Raw genomic sequence first — 16,251 nt, 5'->3', positions numbered from 1 at the left:
GGAAAACATCCAGGTCTGAAAACAGCTCCTGTATCCCCTGATTAAAGATCCTCACTTAGACAACCAACCAAAGTACGACCAAGCTCAAGCTGCCGATCCATCTGAGTTTCAGTCGCTTTCTCCTTCAACAATGGCAGTGATGGGGCTTGTTCTGTCCAGTGATGACACAGAGCAACGTGCGCCAACTCTGGATGCACGCTGATTTGCCTAAGACGACACCAACCTGCATCCGCCAACTGACTGGTACCACAGTGTTCGCAGGTGTTGCAGCTGGCTCTCGTGGACATTTTTCAATCCCCGAATGACGCTCAGGGTAAGGACTGTTGACGGATTGGACGACTGAAATCGTCAAATCTGCGACATTCCTTCCGCTTTTACAAGCCGATAGCACCCTCCATAGGATTTCGGCACTACAACGACCAGCCTGTGAATCTGCAACAAACACCCCTCCATGACCTCTGCCGAGATGCAGGCGGCCGGATGGTGCCCTTTGCCGGCTGGGACATGCCAGTGCAGTTCTCTGGCCTACTCCAAGAACATCAGGCAGTGCGTCAGCAGGTGGGAATGTTCGATATCTCTCATATGGGAGTGCTGCGTCTCGAAGGAACCAACCCCAAAGACACCTTGCAGGCACTAGTGCCAACCGACCTCAATCGCATCGGGCCAGGTGAGGCTTGCTACACGGTGCTGCTCAACGAAACAGGCGGAATTCTCGATGACCTAGTCATTTATGACCTTGGCACCAATAAGCAAGACAGCCAAAGCCTGCTGATTGTGATTAATGCAGCCTGCAGCAAAACCGACACCATCTGGTTAAAGCAACATTTGCAGCCCGCAGGCATCGCACTCTCGGATGCCAAGAACAATGGCGTCTTACTGGCACTACAAGGACCCCAAGCGACCAAGGTGTTGGAACGCTTCAGTGGCGAATCACTAGCGAGCCTTCCCCGCTTCGGCCATCGCCAAGTCCAGTTTTACGGCCTGGGAGCGAAAGATCCCTCTTCAGTCTTCGTTGCACGAACTGGCTACACCGGCGAAGACGGCTTTGAACTGCTCCTAGAGGCAGAAGCCGGCCGAACCCTCTGGCTCAAATTGCTCGCCGAAGGAGTCATCCCATGCGGACTCGGTTCCCGTGACACCCTGCGTCTAGAGGCAGCAATGCACCTCTATGGACAGGACATGGACATCAATACAACACCCTTCGAGGCTGGTCTCGGCTGGTTGGTACACCTGGAAATGCCTGCTCCATTCATGGGTCGAACTGCCTTAGAGCAACAAGCAGAGCAAGGCCCCATTCGCCGCTTGGTCGGCCTAAAGCTGTCTGGACGAGCCATAGCCCGTCATGGATACCCACTGCTTCACAACAACAACAAAGTGGGAGAAATCACAAGCGGCACCTGGTCGCCCAGTCTGGAAGAAGCGATAGCCCTGGGCTATCTACCCACAGCTCTAGCCCGCATCGGTAACGAAGTAGAGGTAGAGATCCGCGGCAAGCACCACCGGGCAACGGTGGTGAAGCGCCCCTTTTATCGCCGTCCTTCCCTTAGCTGAAGGCCATCACCAAAACCGGTCGTTCTAATAAGCGGCAACAAGCCCCTGTGGGAAACTCACTTTTCATCCTGAAGCCTTACCCATGCGCAGCAACGGTTGCGGCGAACTGCGCAGTAAGCACATCGCCTCCAACGTGCAACTGTGTGGCTGGGTTGATCGCTGTCGAGACCATGGCGGAGTGATCTTCATCGATCTGCGAGACCGCAGTGGAACCATACAAATCACCGTGGATCCCGATCAAGGTGCTGAGCTCTTCGCAAGCGCAGAGAGCCTGCGTAATGAAACCGTCCTGCAGATCACGGGTCTGGTCAGACCCAGGCCGGCCGATGCAATCAACAGCAAACTCAGCACCGGCGAGATTGAGGTACTAGCCAATGGTCTCGAGGTACTCAACCCCGTCACAGGCAACCTGCCCTTTACGGTCTCGATCCACGACGAAGAACCGGTCAAAGAAGAGCTACGTCTGCGTCACCGCCACCTAGATCTGCGCCGGGAGCGAATGAGCCGCAATCTCCAGCTACGCCACACAACCATTAAAACGGCTCGTCGTTTTTTGGAAGACGAGGGGTTCATCGAAGTGGAAACTCCTGTTCTGACACGCTCCACTCCCGAAGGAGCCCGCGACTACCTAGTGCCTTCAAGGGTATGCAGCGGTGAATGGTTTGCGCTGCCTCAATCCCCCCAGCTATTCAAACAATTACTCATGGTGGGCGGCTTGGAGCGCTACTACCAAGTCGCTCGCTGCTTCCGCGATGAAGACCTACGCGCCGACAGGCAGCCGGAATTCACCCAGCTGGACATCGAAATGAGTTTCATGGATCAAGAACAGATCCTCAAGCTCAATGAACGACTGATCGCCACCATCTGGAAAGCAGTGAAAGGCATCGACCTTCCACTTCCCTTCCCAAGATTGACTTGGAATGAGGCCATGGACCGATACGGCACCGACCGGCCCGATACCCGCTATGGAATGGAGCTCAATGATGTCAGCGACATCCTCAAAGACATGGGCTTCAAAGTCTTCTCCGGGGCCATAGCCGCTGGAGGCTCCGTGAAGTGCATCACTGTGCCAAACGGGAACGACCTGATCAGCAACGTGCGCATCAAACCCGGCGGAGACATTTTCAACGAAGCCCAAAAAGCTGGGGCCGGTGGCCTGGCTTTCATCCGTGTACGCGATTCCGATGAGATCGACAGCATTGGTGCGATCAAAGACAACCTCAACAGCAAACAAAAGACAGCCCTGCTGAAACAGACTGGAGCCAAAGCGGGTGACCTGATTTTGTTCGGAGCGGGCAAGACCGCCACCGTCAACAGCGCCCTTGACCGGGTGCGGCAATTCCTGGGCCGCGAGCTGGGCCTGATCCCCACAGACCAAGACAACAATCGATGGAAATTCCTCTGGGTCGTGGACTTCCCGATGTTCGAGTTGAACGCAGAAGAAAACCGCCTTGAGGCTCTCCATCACCCCTTCTGTGCACCAAATAAGGACGATCTAGGCGATGATCCCGACGCCTGGATGGAGCGCCTTCCACAAGCCCGTGCTCAGGCCTATGACCTTGTCTTGAATGGGCTGGAGCTTGGCGGAGGATCCCTACGCATTCACAATGCCGAACTCCAACGACAAGTCCTGCAAACCATCGGTCTGCCCCTAGAAGAAGCAAATCAACAATTCGGCTTCCTCATCGACGCCCTCGAGATGGGAGCCCCACCTCATGGCGGCTTGGCATTCGGGATGGATCGGATCGTCATGCTGCTCGCCGGGGAAGACTCGATCCGCGACACGATTGCCTTCCCAAAAACCCAACAAGCTCGCTGCCTGATGACCCAAGCCCCCGCAGGTGTCTCCTACCATCAATTAGAGGAACTGCATGTAGAAAGTACCTGGGTCGATCCCGAATAGATTCAGCGCATTCGAGACAGCTTGGGGCGTCTTCATTAACCCTGAAGGCATCATCTTTGCGGGCAACCCTTGAAGAGCAGCCCCCAACCAACCAAGACTTCCCGAGTCCGCAGAAGCGGCAGCACCGATCCTGTGCGTCTCTACTTACAGGACATTGGACGCGTAGAGCTACTGACACATGAAGAGGAAGTGACCTTGGCGCGACTTGTTCAGCGCAGGGAAGCCCTGCTCAAACAGGAAAGGAAACTGGCCTCCAACCAAGAAGCGATCAAAGAATTACAAAGACTGGAGGAGCTACAGCAGCGAGAAGCGAACCATTCCTGCCACTGGCCCACCAAACAGGAATGGGCTGTGGCTGCTGGGATCAACCTGGCCGAACTGCAAGACAAAATCAAGACTGGTTACAAGACCTGGGGAGCCCTGACTGGTCTTGACCCCTTGGAACTCAAGCGAAGTTTGCGAGATGGTCGGCGTGCCAAGGATCAGATGATCCAGGCCAACCTTCGACTTGTGGTGGCTGTAGCCAAGAAATATCAACAACGGGGCATAGAACTGCTGGATCTGGTGCAAGAAGGCACCCTGGGCTTGGAACGCGCAGTAGAGAAGTTTGACCCCGCCAGAGGTTTCCGCTTCAGCACCTACGCCTACTGGTGGATCCGTCAGGGCATCACCAGGGCCATTGCGACGCAAAGTCGGACGATCCGACTGCCGATGCACATCACCGAAAAACTAAACCGCATCAAACGGGTTCAACAGGAGATTGCTAGCAACCAAGGACGATTAGCTTCGATTGCCGATCTCGCCAAGGCACTTGGCCTTAGTGAAGAAACAGTGCGCCTAACCCTAATGAGGGTTCCACGTTCGATCTCCCTGGAAACTCGAATAGGCCAAGAACAAGACAGCCAACTCGGCGATCTGCTGGAAGACAGCAACGCGACCCCAGAGGAGAAACTCACCCGCGATCAATTGCACAACGACCTTGAAATCTTGCTGGATGAACTAAGCCACCGCGAAGCGACAGTCATCAGACGACGTTTTGGACTTGAAGACGACACTCCGCAAACCCTGACGCAAATTGGCGAGGCAATGCATCTATCGCGAGAACGAGTGCGTCAGATTGAAAGCCATGCCCTCTTGAAATTGCGTCAACCGCAACGTCGCTGCAAGGTACGGGACTACATTCAAAATCTCGATTCCTGATTAACACTTAACAAACGCACTGAATTTCAATACCTCAGACCTCCTTCCTTGAAATCGGCATCCCAACGGACAAACGACAGGCAATCTCTGACGGCCTTGGAAGGGTTCTCGCCGATACCTATGTGCTCTACGGCAAAACCCACGGATTCCACTGGAACGTAACCAGCCCGATGTTCAACACGCTCCACCTGATGTTTATGGATCAATACACCGAGCTCTGGAATGCCCGCGATGTGATCGCCGAACGCATTCGTGCCCTTGGTTTTCTGGCACCCTTCGGCGGCAATACCCTCGGACAACTCGCTTCGATCAAGGAAGCGGAGCAACATCCCGCCGCCCTCGAGATGGTGCGTGAGCTGGTCGATGGTCATGAAGAAGTTGCACGCACCGCTCGGGAAATTTTTAAACTGGCTGAAGCCGCCAATGACCAACCCAGCGCCGATCTATTAACCCAGCGGCTTCAGATTCACGAAAAAACCGCCTGGATGCTGCGCAGCCTGCTGGAAGCATGAGAAAGCCGAGGTAACTTAAAGAATCAGCCTGAAATTCATGGCCAAGTTCGTCTTTGTTACCGGTGGAGTCGTATCAAGCATCGGCAAGGGAATTGTGGCCGCGAGCCTTGGTCGCCTACTCAAGTCGCGTGGCTACAGCGTCTCGATCCTGAAGCTGGATCCCTACCTCAATGTGGACCCAGGCACCATGAGTCCATTTCAACATGGTGAAGTGTTCGTCACCGAAGACGGCGCCGAAACCGACTTGGATCTTGGCCACTACGAGCGCTTTACTGACACAGCCATGTCACGCCTCAATAGCGTAACCACTGGCTCGATCTATCAAGCAGTCATCAATAAGGAACGGCGCGGCGACTACAACGGCGGCACTGTGCAAGTGATCCCCCACATCACTGGTGAGATTCGCGAACGCATCCACCGAGTAGCAGCCAATAGTGGCGCAGATGTCGTGATCACAGAAATCGGCGGAACTGTCGGAGACATCGAATCTCTGCCCTTCCTCGAAGCAATCCGTGAATTCCGTGGTGACGTAGGACGCAACGACCTCGCCTACATCCATGTGACCCTACTCCCGTTCATCGGCACATCCGGTGAACTCAAAACCAAGCCCACACAGCACTCCGTCAAGGAACTGCGCGCAATCGGCATACAACCAGATGTACTGGTTTGCCGCAGCGACCGCCCAATCAATGAAGACCTAAAAAGCAAAATTGGAGGCTTCTGCGGGGTACCAAACCGGGCTGTCATCACTGCCCTTGATGCCGACAGCATTTATGCCGTACCCATCTCACTAGAGGAAGAGGGCCTCTGTCTAGAAATGCTGGATGTACTCAACCTGACTGACCATGACAGCGACATGAAAAGCTGGATTCAGCTGGTTCATAAGCTGCGCAACCCAGGTCCCGCTGTGAAGGTGGCCCTAGTCGGAAAATATGTGCAACTCAACGACGCCTACCTTTCAGTAGTAGAAGCCCTGCGCCATGCCTGCCTCACCCAAGATGCCTCTCTCGAGCTGTCTTGGGTCTGCGCCGAGCAGATCGAAACGCATGGTCCTGAAAGCCTACTCAAAGGAATGGATGCTGTTGTAGTTCCTGGAGGCTTCGGTAACCGCGGCGTCGATGGCAAAGTTGCTGCCATTCGCTGGGCGAGAGAACAACGAGTGCCATTCCTAGGGCTTTGTCTAGGCATGCAATGCGCTGTGATCGAGTGGGCACGCAACCAGGCAGGACTCACTGGAGCCAGTAGTTCCGAGCTGGAGCCCAACACCAGCCATCCTGTTATCCACCTCCTGCCAGAGCAACAAGACGTAGTCGATCTAGGCGGCACAATGAGGCTTGGAGTCTATCCATGCCGCATCGCACCAGACACGTTGGCACAGAAGCTTTATGGCGAACAGGTTGTCTACGAGCGCCACCGCCATCGCTATGAATTCAACAACTCCTACCGCAACCTATTTATTGAATCCGGCTACACCATCAGCGGTAGCTCACCCGATGGACGCCTCGTAGAACTGATCGAGCTGAAAGGTCATCCCTTCTTCACAGCCTGCCAATACCACCCTGAATTTCTCTCCCGACCCGGAAAACCCCATCCCCTCTTCCGAGGATTAATCGAGGCAGCTCAACTACGGCTACCAGCCTCACCTAACGAAGCCCTACGCCGACAAAGCCAGACCAACATCTCCGCTCAGGAGCAACCCAGCCGGATTGGATGACCGGCAATCTGCCGGTAGTAGAAACCTTCCATTCCCTACAAGGAGAAGGAGCCCATGTCGGTCGCAGCGCCTTCTTCATCAGGCTCGCCGGCTGTGATGTCGGCTGTTCATGGTGCGACACCAAGCACTCTTGGAACTCGAGAAACCATCCGCAAATCACGCTTGAACAACTAGCAGAGGAAACAGCAACAGCAGCAAAAGATGGCGCGGCCTTTGTGGTGTTGACCGGGGGTGAGCCATTGCAACACAACATCGCGCCCCTATGTGAGGCACTACGCATTGCCACAGCACCAAACCACGGCGGGCCATTGCCAATCCATCTAGAAACCAGCGGAGTGAATCAGCTCAGCGGTGTTCCCACATGGATCACCCTCTCGCCAAAACGCCATGCGCCACCTCGCACAGACTTATTAGCAGCGTGTCATGAGCTTAAAGTTGTAGTCCATGAAACAGACGATCTAAACTTCGCCGAAGACATGGCCAAAGCTGCCTTAGAAGCGAGAAAGAACGACAACGCCTCACAATCACACCTCAGCAACACATCAAAGGAACCACTACTTTTCCTTCAACCTGGCTGGGAGACAACAACAGGTCAACAACTAGCTTTCGAGCACGTACAAAGTCATCCCCACTGGAGACTCAGCATGCAAACCCACAAGTGGCTTGGTATCCGTTGAAGCTCAAAGCTTGGTTGCCTCACGCTGAGTGATCTCAGCCTTCCACAACCACCAACGCGCCTCTAAGCCACCAGGTACATCAACGACGATCGGGAAGGAGGCGTTATAGGGCACCAAATAGGGCTTAGTGCCAAAAACAAGAAAGCTCTCACGCATCGGCTCATCAGGGGGGCAAGCGATACGAGTGAACATCACCTTCACTGCACCTGCAACGCTATAGAGCATCGGCTGCTCAGCTCCTTGAAGCCGCTCCATCCTCAGCCCTTGACCTGACAAATCGTGCTGATTGCAGTCCAACTGAATCGTTCGACCCACAATCAACTGGACCCGCCAATCCATAGCATTAGTGGACAGGACAGGATCAGGTCTTTTGGCTAGCAACCCTGGGAGCTGAATCACCCAGCGTTGCTGTCCAGCAATCGGCTGCGGATAATCATTCAAATCCAGCCGTGGTATTGCCCGCAGGGGTTCCAGCACTGTCGTCGACCACAAAACAACCAGCCCGAAAAAGATTCTGATCTGAAGTGATACCGCCATACCGCTTAGCACAACAGAATGGCCCGCATGAGCGACTCCAAAACCATTGCCCTGCTCTCAGGCGGACTTGATTCAGCGACTGCCGCTGCTTTGGCCATGGAAGCAGGTCAAAAAGTGATCGGACTATCCTTCGATTACGGGCAACGACATCGCAAAGAACTACAAGCCGCTAACGCGATAGCAGCCCACATGGGTCTAACTGAACACCATGTAATCAGTGTCAACCTTGGCAGTTGGGGAGGCTCCTCCCTCACCGATCTAACGCAAACAGTACCCAGTGAAGGAGTCGTTGACGGAGTGATCCCCAACACTTACGTACCCGGACGCAACACCGTCTTCATTGCCATTGGCCTCAGTCTTGCCGAAGCCAGTAATGCCAATCGGCTGGTATTAGGGGTCAATGCAATGGACTACTCCGGCTACCCAGACTGCAGACCTGACTATCTCAAGGCCTATCAGGCCTTGGCTGATCTGGCCAATAAGGCTGGCCGTGAAGGACATGGGATCAAACTCTGGGCTCCACTCATGCATTGGCACAAGAAACAGATTGTGCAAGAGGCGCTGCGGCTAGGCGTACCAATCGAAAAAACTTGGAGCTGCTATAGCGGAGGCGATCATGCCTGCGGCATGTGCGACAGCTGCCGCATCCGCGATGCAGCTTTGAGCGAGGCTGGTAGATCAGATCTCTGCAGCAAGCCGACACCATGACTGCTCTGGAGCGGCGACTTTGCCGCTGGCAAGAACCAGCGAAGTTGGCAAAACAACTCACCAAAACTTGGGGAGAAGCTGGGCTTGTGTGGCTGGATGGAGACGGCAGTGGTCTGGGTCGTTGGGCGACTCTGGCAGTCGATCCCATTAATCAGATTTGTTGCCAAGGAATCCCTGGCGAAAAAGATTCCAGCAATCCTTTTGAGGTACTGCGTGATCTAGAACCAGGCCACTGGACAGGCTGGCTCAGCTACGAAGCAGGAGCCTGGATAGAACCCAAAAATCCGTGGAAAAAAGATTCCATGGCAACTCTGTGGATGGCGCAACATGACCCAGTACTGCGATTCGACCTGCAAAAGCATCAGCTCTGGATCGAAGGGTGTCATCCCAAACGACTGCAAGAACTGGCTAACTGGCTAGAAGCCCAGCAATCTGAGAATGCAGCTGAAAACAGCAAAGATGAGTCGTCACTTGCAACAACAGACCTCAACATTCCCGTCAATGCATGGAAATGGCTCACCACTAGAGCTGACTATGCACGTGATGTGCAACAGATCCGAGATTGGATTGCGAGCGGCGATATTTTCCAGGCCAATCTCAGCGCTTGCTGTACCACCACGATCCCTTCAGGAAGCTTCGCCGTAGACCTTTTCCTAAAACTTCGCCACCACAACCCAGCTCCCTTTGCCGGCCTCGTGATAGCTGCAGGCCTTGCAAAAGGTGAAGCCGTGATCTCCGCCTCTCCAGAGCGTTTCCTAAAAGCACTCCCAACAGGAGAAGTTGAAACGCGACCAATCAAAGGGACCCGACCACGCCACCACAACCAAAGCCAAGACGCTGATCTGGCAGCTGATCTTGTTTGCAGCAGCAAAGATCGAGCTGAAAACGTGATGATCGTCGATCTATTGCGCAACGATCTAGGGCGAGTCTGTCAACCCGGCTCCATCACAGTGCCTCAATTGGTAGGCCTTGAGACCTATCCCCATGTGCATCACCTCACCTCAGTAGTGCAAGGACGGCTTCGATCAAACCAATCTTGGGTAGACCTACTACAAGCCTGCTGGCCTGGAGGCTCCATCAGCGGTGCCCCCAAGCTGCGCGCCTGCCAGCGATTGCACGAACTAGAGCCGACAGCACGCGGGCCCTATTGCGGCTCGTTGTTGCATCTCAACTGGGATGGGCAGCTCGACAGCAGCATTCTGATTCGCTCGATGTTGCTCGAGGGGAACACGTTACGAGCCCATGCCGGCTGCGGCATCGTGACCGGTTCCGACCCCTATTGCGAAGCTGATGAGCTGAACTGGAAACTGCTGCCACTACTGGAGGCACTGCAATGAAAAACCAGATTGCCTGGATCGATGGCAGCTGGGGTAGCACTGCGGAGCTCGCTCTTCCTCTAAGAGATCGAGGCCTGCAGCTTGCCGATGGAATCTTTGAGACAATTCTGATCCTTGATGGACATCCACAACTCCTCAATGCTCATCTCAGCCGCTGGCAGACCAGCGCATGCCTGCTAGGGATGGCCCCCCCGCCTACAGCGCAATGGTTGACACCTCTGATCAAAGAGGGCCTAAAACAATGCAACTTGGACAATGGCAATGGGGCCCTGCGCCTCAACTGGAGCCGTGGCGATAGTTCAAGCCGAGGCATCAGCCTGCCCCAGGACAACCCGAAATCAACAACCCATCGCTTCTGGCTAGAGCTGAATGCAATGGAGCCCTGCTTTACTCCACTGACGACGATGATCAGTTGCCATGAGCGTCGTAACGCCAATAGTCGCTTGAGTCGTTACAAAACCTTCGCCTACGGTCAAGCGATACAAGCCCGCCACGAAGCACAGAAAGCGAATTGCGATGAGGCCATACTGCTCAGCACAAGCGGTGAACTTTGTTGTGGCAGTACCGCCAACCTCATCGTGCGACGAAACAATCATTGGCTCACACCTCGTCTTGCCAGTGGCTGTCTACCAGGTGTAATGCGGCAACAGGGACTCGAACATGGATGGCTGCAAGAAACTCAACTAGAAGCCACACCAGAAAAAGATGATCAATGGCTCCTAATTAATAGCCTCAACTGCCAACCCATCGTGAAGATCAATGATCATCTGCTCAGAGCATGGTTGGATCCTGAAGGCCTTTGGTACTCCCTCTTAAAACCCAACAACACTGACACTTCTCCCAGGCATACAGATTAATGCCCCACCCCTAAACATCTCCATACGCACTCATACACTTAGGAATTGATCCACCACCGCCTGACTAAGGTCGCTGGTCGGACCACTGGCCACAATGCCACCTCGTTGCATGGCGTAGTAACGATCAGCTTGACGAACAAAGTGCAGATGCTGCTCTACCAAAAGAACGCCAATCCCTGTCTCGGCAATAATGCGTCGAACAGCTCTTTCAATGTCTTGAACGATATTGGGCTGAATACCCTCCGTCGGTTCATCTAGCAGGAGCAATTTCGGCTTACCAAGCAGAGCCCGAGCAATCGCAAGCTGCTGCTGTTGCCCACCGCTGAGATCTCCGCCCTTACGCGGCAAAAACTCCTGCAGAATCGGGAACAACTCATAGACAAGCGGGTCAATGCTGTGGTTACGAGCCAAGCCGCCGGGCAATGCCTCCATCCCCAGCATCAGGTTCTCCTCCACCGTAAGATGGGGAATAATTTCTCGCCCCTGAGGCACATAACCAATGCCTGCACGAGCCCGCTGATGCGGAGGATGGCGATCCAAGCCTGCGCCGTTAAAAAGAATCTCTCCACTACGAGGACGCAACAGACCGATTAACGATTTCAATAAGGTGGTCTTACCTACACCGTTGCGGCCGATCAAGCAGACCATCTCACCAGCTTTCACGGTGAGGTCGACATCCCTAAGGATATGACTCTCTCCATAGTAGGTATTCAAGCCCCGAATCTCGAGTATGGTCATCGGCTTAACCAAATCATGAACGGCATAGGTAGAAATCTCTGCATCAAGCAGCCTCCTCATTGCGACCTAGGTAAACCTCGATCACGCGTGGATCACACTGAATCTGATCCATCGAGCCCTCGCAGAGAACGTGACCCTGATGAAGAACAGAAACCTGACTCTCCAGGCGCCGGATGAACTCCATATCATGGTCAATCACCAAAACAGTGTGCTCACCAACGAGAGACTTAAGCAGATCCGCGGTGAGATCAGTTTCCTCATCCGTCAAACCAGCAACTGGTTCATCAACCAATAACAGGTCAGGAGACTGACCCACAAGCATGGCGATCTCCAACCACTGCTTCTGCCCATGAGACAACGATCCAGCAACTTGATGCGCACGCTGCTGCAGCGAAACGATACCCATCAAATGGGCAATGCGATCGCGCTCAACAGCACTAAGACCTGCGCTTAAGAGTGGCCAAGGACGCTTTGGATGACTGACCGCCAAGGCGAGGTTTTCCTCAACAGTGAGGTTTTCGAAGACTCTCGGGCTCTGAAACTTCCTACCAATGCCAAGCCGCGCAATCCTGTGTTCCGGCTTGTTTAAAAGAGATTGGCCCTTAAACAAAACATCACCTGACGTTGGTCGAAGCTTGCCAGTGATCACGTCAAGGAAGGTGGTCTTGCCTGCACCGTTGGGACCAATCACGGCACGCAATTCTCCTGGCTGCAGGCTGAGATTGAGATCACGCAGTGCCATAAAGCCATCAAAGCTGACACTGATTTGACGCAGCTCAAGCAAAGCCGTTGTCATGACTTCACCTCCTCCTTGCCATCCATTTCCAATCGTGGATAGGTACCGATCCTGCGCGCGACACCCAAGCGAGTAAGCAGGTTGCGTGGCCCACCCGCCTGCCACCAGCCCACAACACCTTCTGGTAGTGCCGTAACGACGAGAATAAACAAGCCTCCCAGGATAAATAGCCAGCCTTCTGGCCAAACCGTACTGATTTGGCTCCTCGCCAAATTAATGACTAGGGCTCCAAGAATGGCACCAATCAAAGTTCCGCGTCCGCCAACTGCCACCCAAATCACCATGTCGATTGAGAAGGGAACAGTCATGTATTGCGGCGAGACGATGCCGGACTGCACGGTGTAAAGAGCACCGCCGATGCCGGCCAAGCCACCAGCCATCGCAAACACGATGGTTTTAAACAAGGTGGGGTTGTAACCAGCAAAACGCAAACGCGGCTCGTCATCGCGAATGGCGATCAACACTTCACCAAAACGGCCACGCACCACCCAGCGCACAGCCAACCAGGCCAAGATAACCATCACGGCCGTTAACCAGAAGAAGCCTCGCTGCATTAATGCAGAGCCCACCTGCTGGCCAAAAAGCTCTGTGACATCGGTCTTAAGACCGTTGGTGCCATTGATCAGTTTCTGCTGTCCGTTGAAGAAATTAAAGAAAACCAGCAAGGCGGCCTGGGTAAGAATCGAAAAATAAACTCCCTTGATCCGGTTGCGGAACACCAAGTTGCCTAACAGCGCGGCAAGCAGTGCAGGGATCAACCAGATGGCAATCAGCGTGAACCAAGGCGAATGAAACGGCTGCCAAAATCCAGGCAGTTGATCCACCCCATATAGGCCGAAGAACTCTGGAATACCATTGGGTTGTTCGCTCGAACTGTTGAGCTGCAGGTACATTGCGGCTGCGTAACCACCGAGCGCAAAGAAGATGCCCTGGCCCAGGCTCAATAAGCCTGTAAAACCCCAAATCAAATCGATGCCGAGGGCCACGATCGAGAGAGAGAGAAAACGACCGAGCAGGTTGAGCCCAAATACCGACACCACTGCAGGCGCCGCCACAATCGCAGCAACGATCAAGACCCAGACAATCACCAGGGGCCAACGGCGTTGTTGAAACGCTTTCAACATTGATTTAAGCCTCCACCATGCGTCCCCTCTGGGGAAAAAGACCAGCAGGACGGAACTGAAGGAACACCACAATCAACGCAAACACCATCACCTGAGCCATGCTCGTGGTAGCAAAAAAATCAACCACGCTCGCCAAAGGCGCAGGCATCGAAGGCCAGATACTGAGCAAACGGCCAGCACCGATCAGGTCTGTTAGCACCCCAATAGCAAAGGAGGCCAACACGGTGCCGAACAGATTTCCGACGCCTCCAAGCACCACCACCATGAAGCAACCAACGATATAAGAAGTGCCAACGTTGGGTCCCACGGATCCCAACAAAGACACCGCTACCCCAGCGACGCCAGCCAAACCGGAGCCGATACCAAAGGTAAGCACATCCACGGTATCGGTTGAGATGCCAAGGCAATCACTCATGGAACGATTCTGAGTCACTGCCCTGATGCGCATCCCCCACACACTGCGATTCAAGAACCAGGTGATACCGAGTACAGCGAGGATCGTGATCACAATGATCACCAAGCGTGGTACAGGGAAGGTCATGCCCGATAGTTCAATCCCCCCACGCATCCACTTAGGTGCCGTGACATCGACATTGCGAGAGGTCGCACGAGCGATACGACTGATCTGAGAGGCCAAACCACCCGCCAGTAACACCCCAGCCAGAGCCGACACAAGCCAGCTTCCAGCACGCACCAGGCGGGCCCGCGGCCCCTCCAAAAGCTTGTCAGGAAGAATGATCGGCAGACTGAAGCCAAGCACTAACGCCAGCACCAAGCCAGCCGCATAAGCCAATGGAAAACTGCGCACAAACTGCTGCAGAATCAGGCTAACGCCCCATGTTGCCAACAATGTCTCCAACGGGTTGCCGTAGAGACGACGAATCACGGTGCGTTCTAGCAAGATACCAACCACACCACTAACGATGAAGGCCAGAGGAATCGCCACCAACACATAAGCGTTGTAGACAGACTGCAGAGCAGGCAGCTTGAAGATCAGCTGTACTACATAAGTGGTGTAGGCCCCGAGCATAATCAACTCGCCATGGGCGAGGTTAATGACACCCATCAGGCCGAAGACTATCGCCAGTCCGAGGGCAGCAACCAGCAGCACCGAGCCGATGGCCACACCATTGAAAAGACTTTCAAGAAGCAGTTGCACGGGCGAAGTTCAGAGACCGGAAAAACGACGAAAGGAGGAGTCCGTTTCCGGACTCCTCCCAAACAATGCCAAAGCGGAAAAACGCCTTGACAAGGTAATCAAAGCTTGTACTTCTCGCCTTTGTTGGCGTCAGTCCAGTCGCAAGCATAGCCCTTAGAACTGGGCTCGAACTGGTTCCAAGCCTGTGGAGCAACAGGGCCATCTGTCTCTTCGAGAATCTCGAACTGACCATCTTTGGTGATCTTGCCGATACGTACGGTCTGGGACAGGTGATGGTTTGGCATCACTTTCACAGGGCCCTGAGGCGCATCAAACTCAATTCCGATCAAAGCTTCACGTACCTTGTCGTCATCAAAGCTATTGGCCTTCTCGACCGCAGCTTTCCAGAGATACACCATGTTGTAAGCCGACTCCTGAGGGTCAGCAACCTGACGGTCATTGCCATATTTGGCCTTGAAGTCAGATGCAAACTTCTTCGAAGCAGGCGTATCAATCGACATCATGTAATTCCAAGCCCCATAGTGTCCCTCAAGGAACTCAGGCCCGATCGTGCTGATCTCTTCTTCCGCGATGGAATAGCTCATCACGTAGTAGCCATTCTCAGGAGTAAGTCCGGCATCCTGAATCTGCTTAAAGAAAGCGACGTTCTGGTCACCATTGAGGGTGTTGATGATCACACCACCGTCAGGTAATGCCTTCTTGATCTTGGCAATGATCGGCGCCACTTCAGTGTTGCCGAGAGGCAAATAATCCTCTCCGACCACTTTCCCACCCAGAGCTTTGACCTGCTCCTTAGTGATGGTATTGGAGGTGCGAGGGAAAACGTAATCAGAACCTACAAGAAAGAAGGGCTTGCCAGCAGCAGGCGACTTCTCGAACATGAACTTGGTTGCAGGCTCCGACTGCTGATTCGGAGTCGCACCTGTGTAGAAGATGTTATTGGAACACTCCTGGCCTTCGTACTGAATCGGGTAATAGAGGAATGCATTCTTCGATTCGTAAACCGGCAGCATCGCCTTACGGCTTGCGGAAGTCCAACCACCAAAGACCACAGGAACACTGTCCTGATCGATCAACTTCTTGGACTTCTCAGCGAAGGTTGGCCAATCAGAAGCGCCATCTTCAACGATGTAGTCGATCTTGTAATTCTTGCCATCAACTTCAACCCCACCGGCAGCGTTGATCTCTTCAATCGCCATTTTCTCTGTGTCCACAAGGGTGGACTCCGAGATGGCCATGGTGCCACTTAAGGAATGGAGGATACCAACCGTGACCGAGTCGTCGAAATCGGTGTTAGCGGTTTTATCACTACCACCACCGCAAGCCGTAATGCTGACACCAACGGCGGTTGCGGCGAAGCCAGCTACAAGGCGCTTTGAGAATGAAACGTTCATCGAAACCGTAGATAGGCAGAATATGGAGCACGCCTATTCGGGCG

General features: G+C 53.9%; 16 protein-coding genes. 9 read left to right on the top strand and 7 right to left on the bottom strand.

Features of this window, described 5'->3' with window-relative positions:
- Nucleotides 1-41: 41 nt before the first annotated feature.
- Nucleotides 42-287 carry a hypothetical protein gene (locus tag SIB68_RS08965; RefSeq protein WP_063399968.1) on the bottom strand — a complete coding sequence of 82 codons (246 nt, stop codon included), beginning with the start codon at nt 285-287 and terminating at the stop codon, nt 42-44.
- Between the two features lie 139 nt (nt 288-426).
- Here SIB68_RS08965 and gcvT point away from each other — a divergent pair, with 139 nt between their 5' ends.
- From gcvT to SIB68_RS08935, 6 genes are all read left to right on the top strand, one after another.
- On the top strand, nt 427-1,551 hold the full coding sequence (gene gcvT / locus SIB68_RS08960) for a glycine cleavage system aminomethyltransferase GcvT (protein WP_063399967.1): 1,125 nt from the start codon (nt 427-429) through the stop codon (nt 1,549-1,551).
- 82 nt (nt 1,552-1,633) lie between these two features.
- Entirely contained in the window at nt 1,634-3,454 is a 1,821-nt protein-coding gene (gene aspS / locus SIB68_RS08955; RefSeq protein ID WP_063399966.1) for an aspartate--tRNA ligase, read from the top strand.
- A gap of 69 nt (nt 3,455-3,523) precedes the next feature.
- The gene (locus SIB68_RS08950; protein ID WP_063399965.1) at nt 3,524-4,654 is read left to right on the top strand and encodes an RNA polymerase sigma factor, RpoD/SigA family; all 1,131 of its coding nucleotides are present in this window, start codon (nt 3,524-3,526) and stop codon (nt 4,652-4,654) included.
- A gap of 29 nt (nt 4,655-4,683) precedes the next feature.
- On the top strand, nt 4,684-5,166 hold the full coding sequence (locus SIB68_RS08945) for a Dps family protein (protein WP_063399964.1): 483 nt from the start codon (nt 4,684-4,686) through the stop codon (nt 5,164-5,166).
- A 37-nt stretch (nt 5,167-5,203) separates the two neighbouring features.
- Nucleotides 5,204-6,880 carry a CTP synthase gene (locus SIB68_RS08940; RefSeq protein WP_063399963.1) on the top strand — a complete coding sequence of 559 codons (1,677 nt, stop codon included), beginning with the start codon at nt 5,204-5,206 and terminating at the stop codon, nt 6,878-6,880.
- Nucleotides 6,877-7,557, top strand: a complete 681-nt coding sequence (locus SIB68_RS08935) for a 7-carboxy-7-deazaguanine synthase QueE (protein WP_063399962.1) — start codon at nt 6,877-6,879, stop codon at nt 7,555-7,557. The genes SIB68_RS08940 and SIB68_RS08935 overlap by 4 nt, the downstream gene beginning before the upstream one ends.
- A 3-nt stretch (nt 7,558-7,560) precedes the next feature.
- Here SIB68_RS08935 and SIB68_RS08930 read toward each other — a convergent pair whose 3' ends face one another.
- Nucleotides 7,561-8,094 carry an ecotin family protein gene (locus SIB68_RS08930; protein ID WP_063399961.1) on the bottom strand — a complete coding sequence of 178 codons (534 nt, stop codon included), beginning with the start codon at nt 8,092-8,094 and terminating at the stop codon, nt 7,561-7,563.
- Nucleotides 8,095-8,121: 27 nt separating this feature from the next.
- Here SIB68_RS08930 and queC point away from each other — a divergent pair, with 27 nt between their 5' ends.
- The 3 genes from queC to SIB68_RS08915 are packed head-to-tail and all read left to right on the top strand — an operon-like array spanning nt 8,122 to nt 10,996.
- Complete coding sequence (gene queC / locus SIB68_RS08925) at nt 8,122-8,802, top strand: 7-cyano-7-deazaguanine synthase QueC (RefSeq protein ID WP_063400044.1); 681 nt, start codon at nt 8,122-8,124, stop codon at nt 8,800-8,802.
- Nucleotides 8,799-10,139 carry an anthranilate synthase component I family protein gene (locus SIB68_RS08920; protein WP_063399960.1) on the top strand — a complete coding sequence of 447 codons (1,341 nt, stop codon included), beginning with the start codon at nt 8,799-8,801 and terminating at the stop codon, nt 10,137-10,139. Before queC ends, SIB68_RS08920 begins: the two co-directional genes overlap by 4 nt.
- The gene (locus tag SIB68_RS08915; protein WP_063399959.1) at nt 10,136-10,996 is read left to right on the top strand and encodes an aminotransferase class IV; all 861 of its coding nucleotides are present in this window, start codon (nt 10,136-10,138) and stop codon (nt 10,994-10,996) included. Before SIB68_RS08920 ends, SIB68_RS08915 begins: the two co-directional genes overlap by 4 nt.
- Nucleotides 10,997-11,026: 30 nt before the next feature.
- On the opposite strand, the gene urtE is transcribed toward SIB68_RS08915, so the two are convergent.
- From urtE to urtA, 5 genes are all read right to left on the bottom strand, one after another.
- Nucleotides 11,027-11,734, bottom strand: a complete 708-nt coding sequence (gene urtE / locus SIB68_RS08910; RefSeq protein ID WP_063400043.1) for an urea ABC transporter ATP-binding subunit UrtE — start codon at nt 11,732-11,734, stop codon at nt 11,027-11,029.
- Between the two features lie 43 nt (nt 11,735-11,777).
- Nucleotides 11,778-12,530 carry an urea ABC transporter ATP-binding protein UrtD gene (gene urtD, locus SIB68_RS08905; protein WP_063399958.1) on the bottom strand — a complete coding sequence of 251 codons (753 nt, stop codon included), beginning with the start codon at nt 12,528-12,530 and terminating at the stop codon, nt 11,778-11,780.
- The gene (gene urtC / locus SIB68_RS08900) at nt 12,527-13,654 is read right to left on the bottom strand and encodes an urea ABC transporter permease subunit UrtC (protein ID WP_063399957.1); all 1,128 of its coding nucleotides are present in this window, start codon (nt 13,652-13,654) and stop codon (nt 12,527-12,529) included. Before urtC ends, urtD begins: the two co-directional genes overlap by 4 nt.
- Before the next feature lie 4 nt (nt 13,655-13,658).
- Complete coding sequence (locus SIB68_RS08895) at nt 13,659-14,813, bottom strand: ABC transporter permease subunit (protein ID WP_063399956.1); 1,155 nt, start codon at nt 14,811-14,813, stop codon at nt 13,659-13,661.
- A 98-nt stretch (nt 14,814-14,911) separates the two neighbouring features.
- Entirely contained in the window at nt 14,912-16,207 is a 1,296-nt protein-coding gene (urtA, locus tag SIB68_RS08890; RefSeq protein WP_063399955.1) for an urea ABC transporter substrate-binding protein, read from the bottom strand.
- Between the last annotated feature and the right edge of the window lie 44 nt (nt 16,208-16,251).

This window comes from Prochlorococcus sp. MIT 1323 (assembly GCF_047304905.1).
GTDB lineage: Bacteria > Cyanobacteriota > Cyanobacteriia > PCC-6307 > Cyanobiaceae > Prochlorococcus > Prochlorococcus marinus_D.
This window is presented reverse-complemented; position numbering and strand designations above follow the sequence as displayed.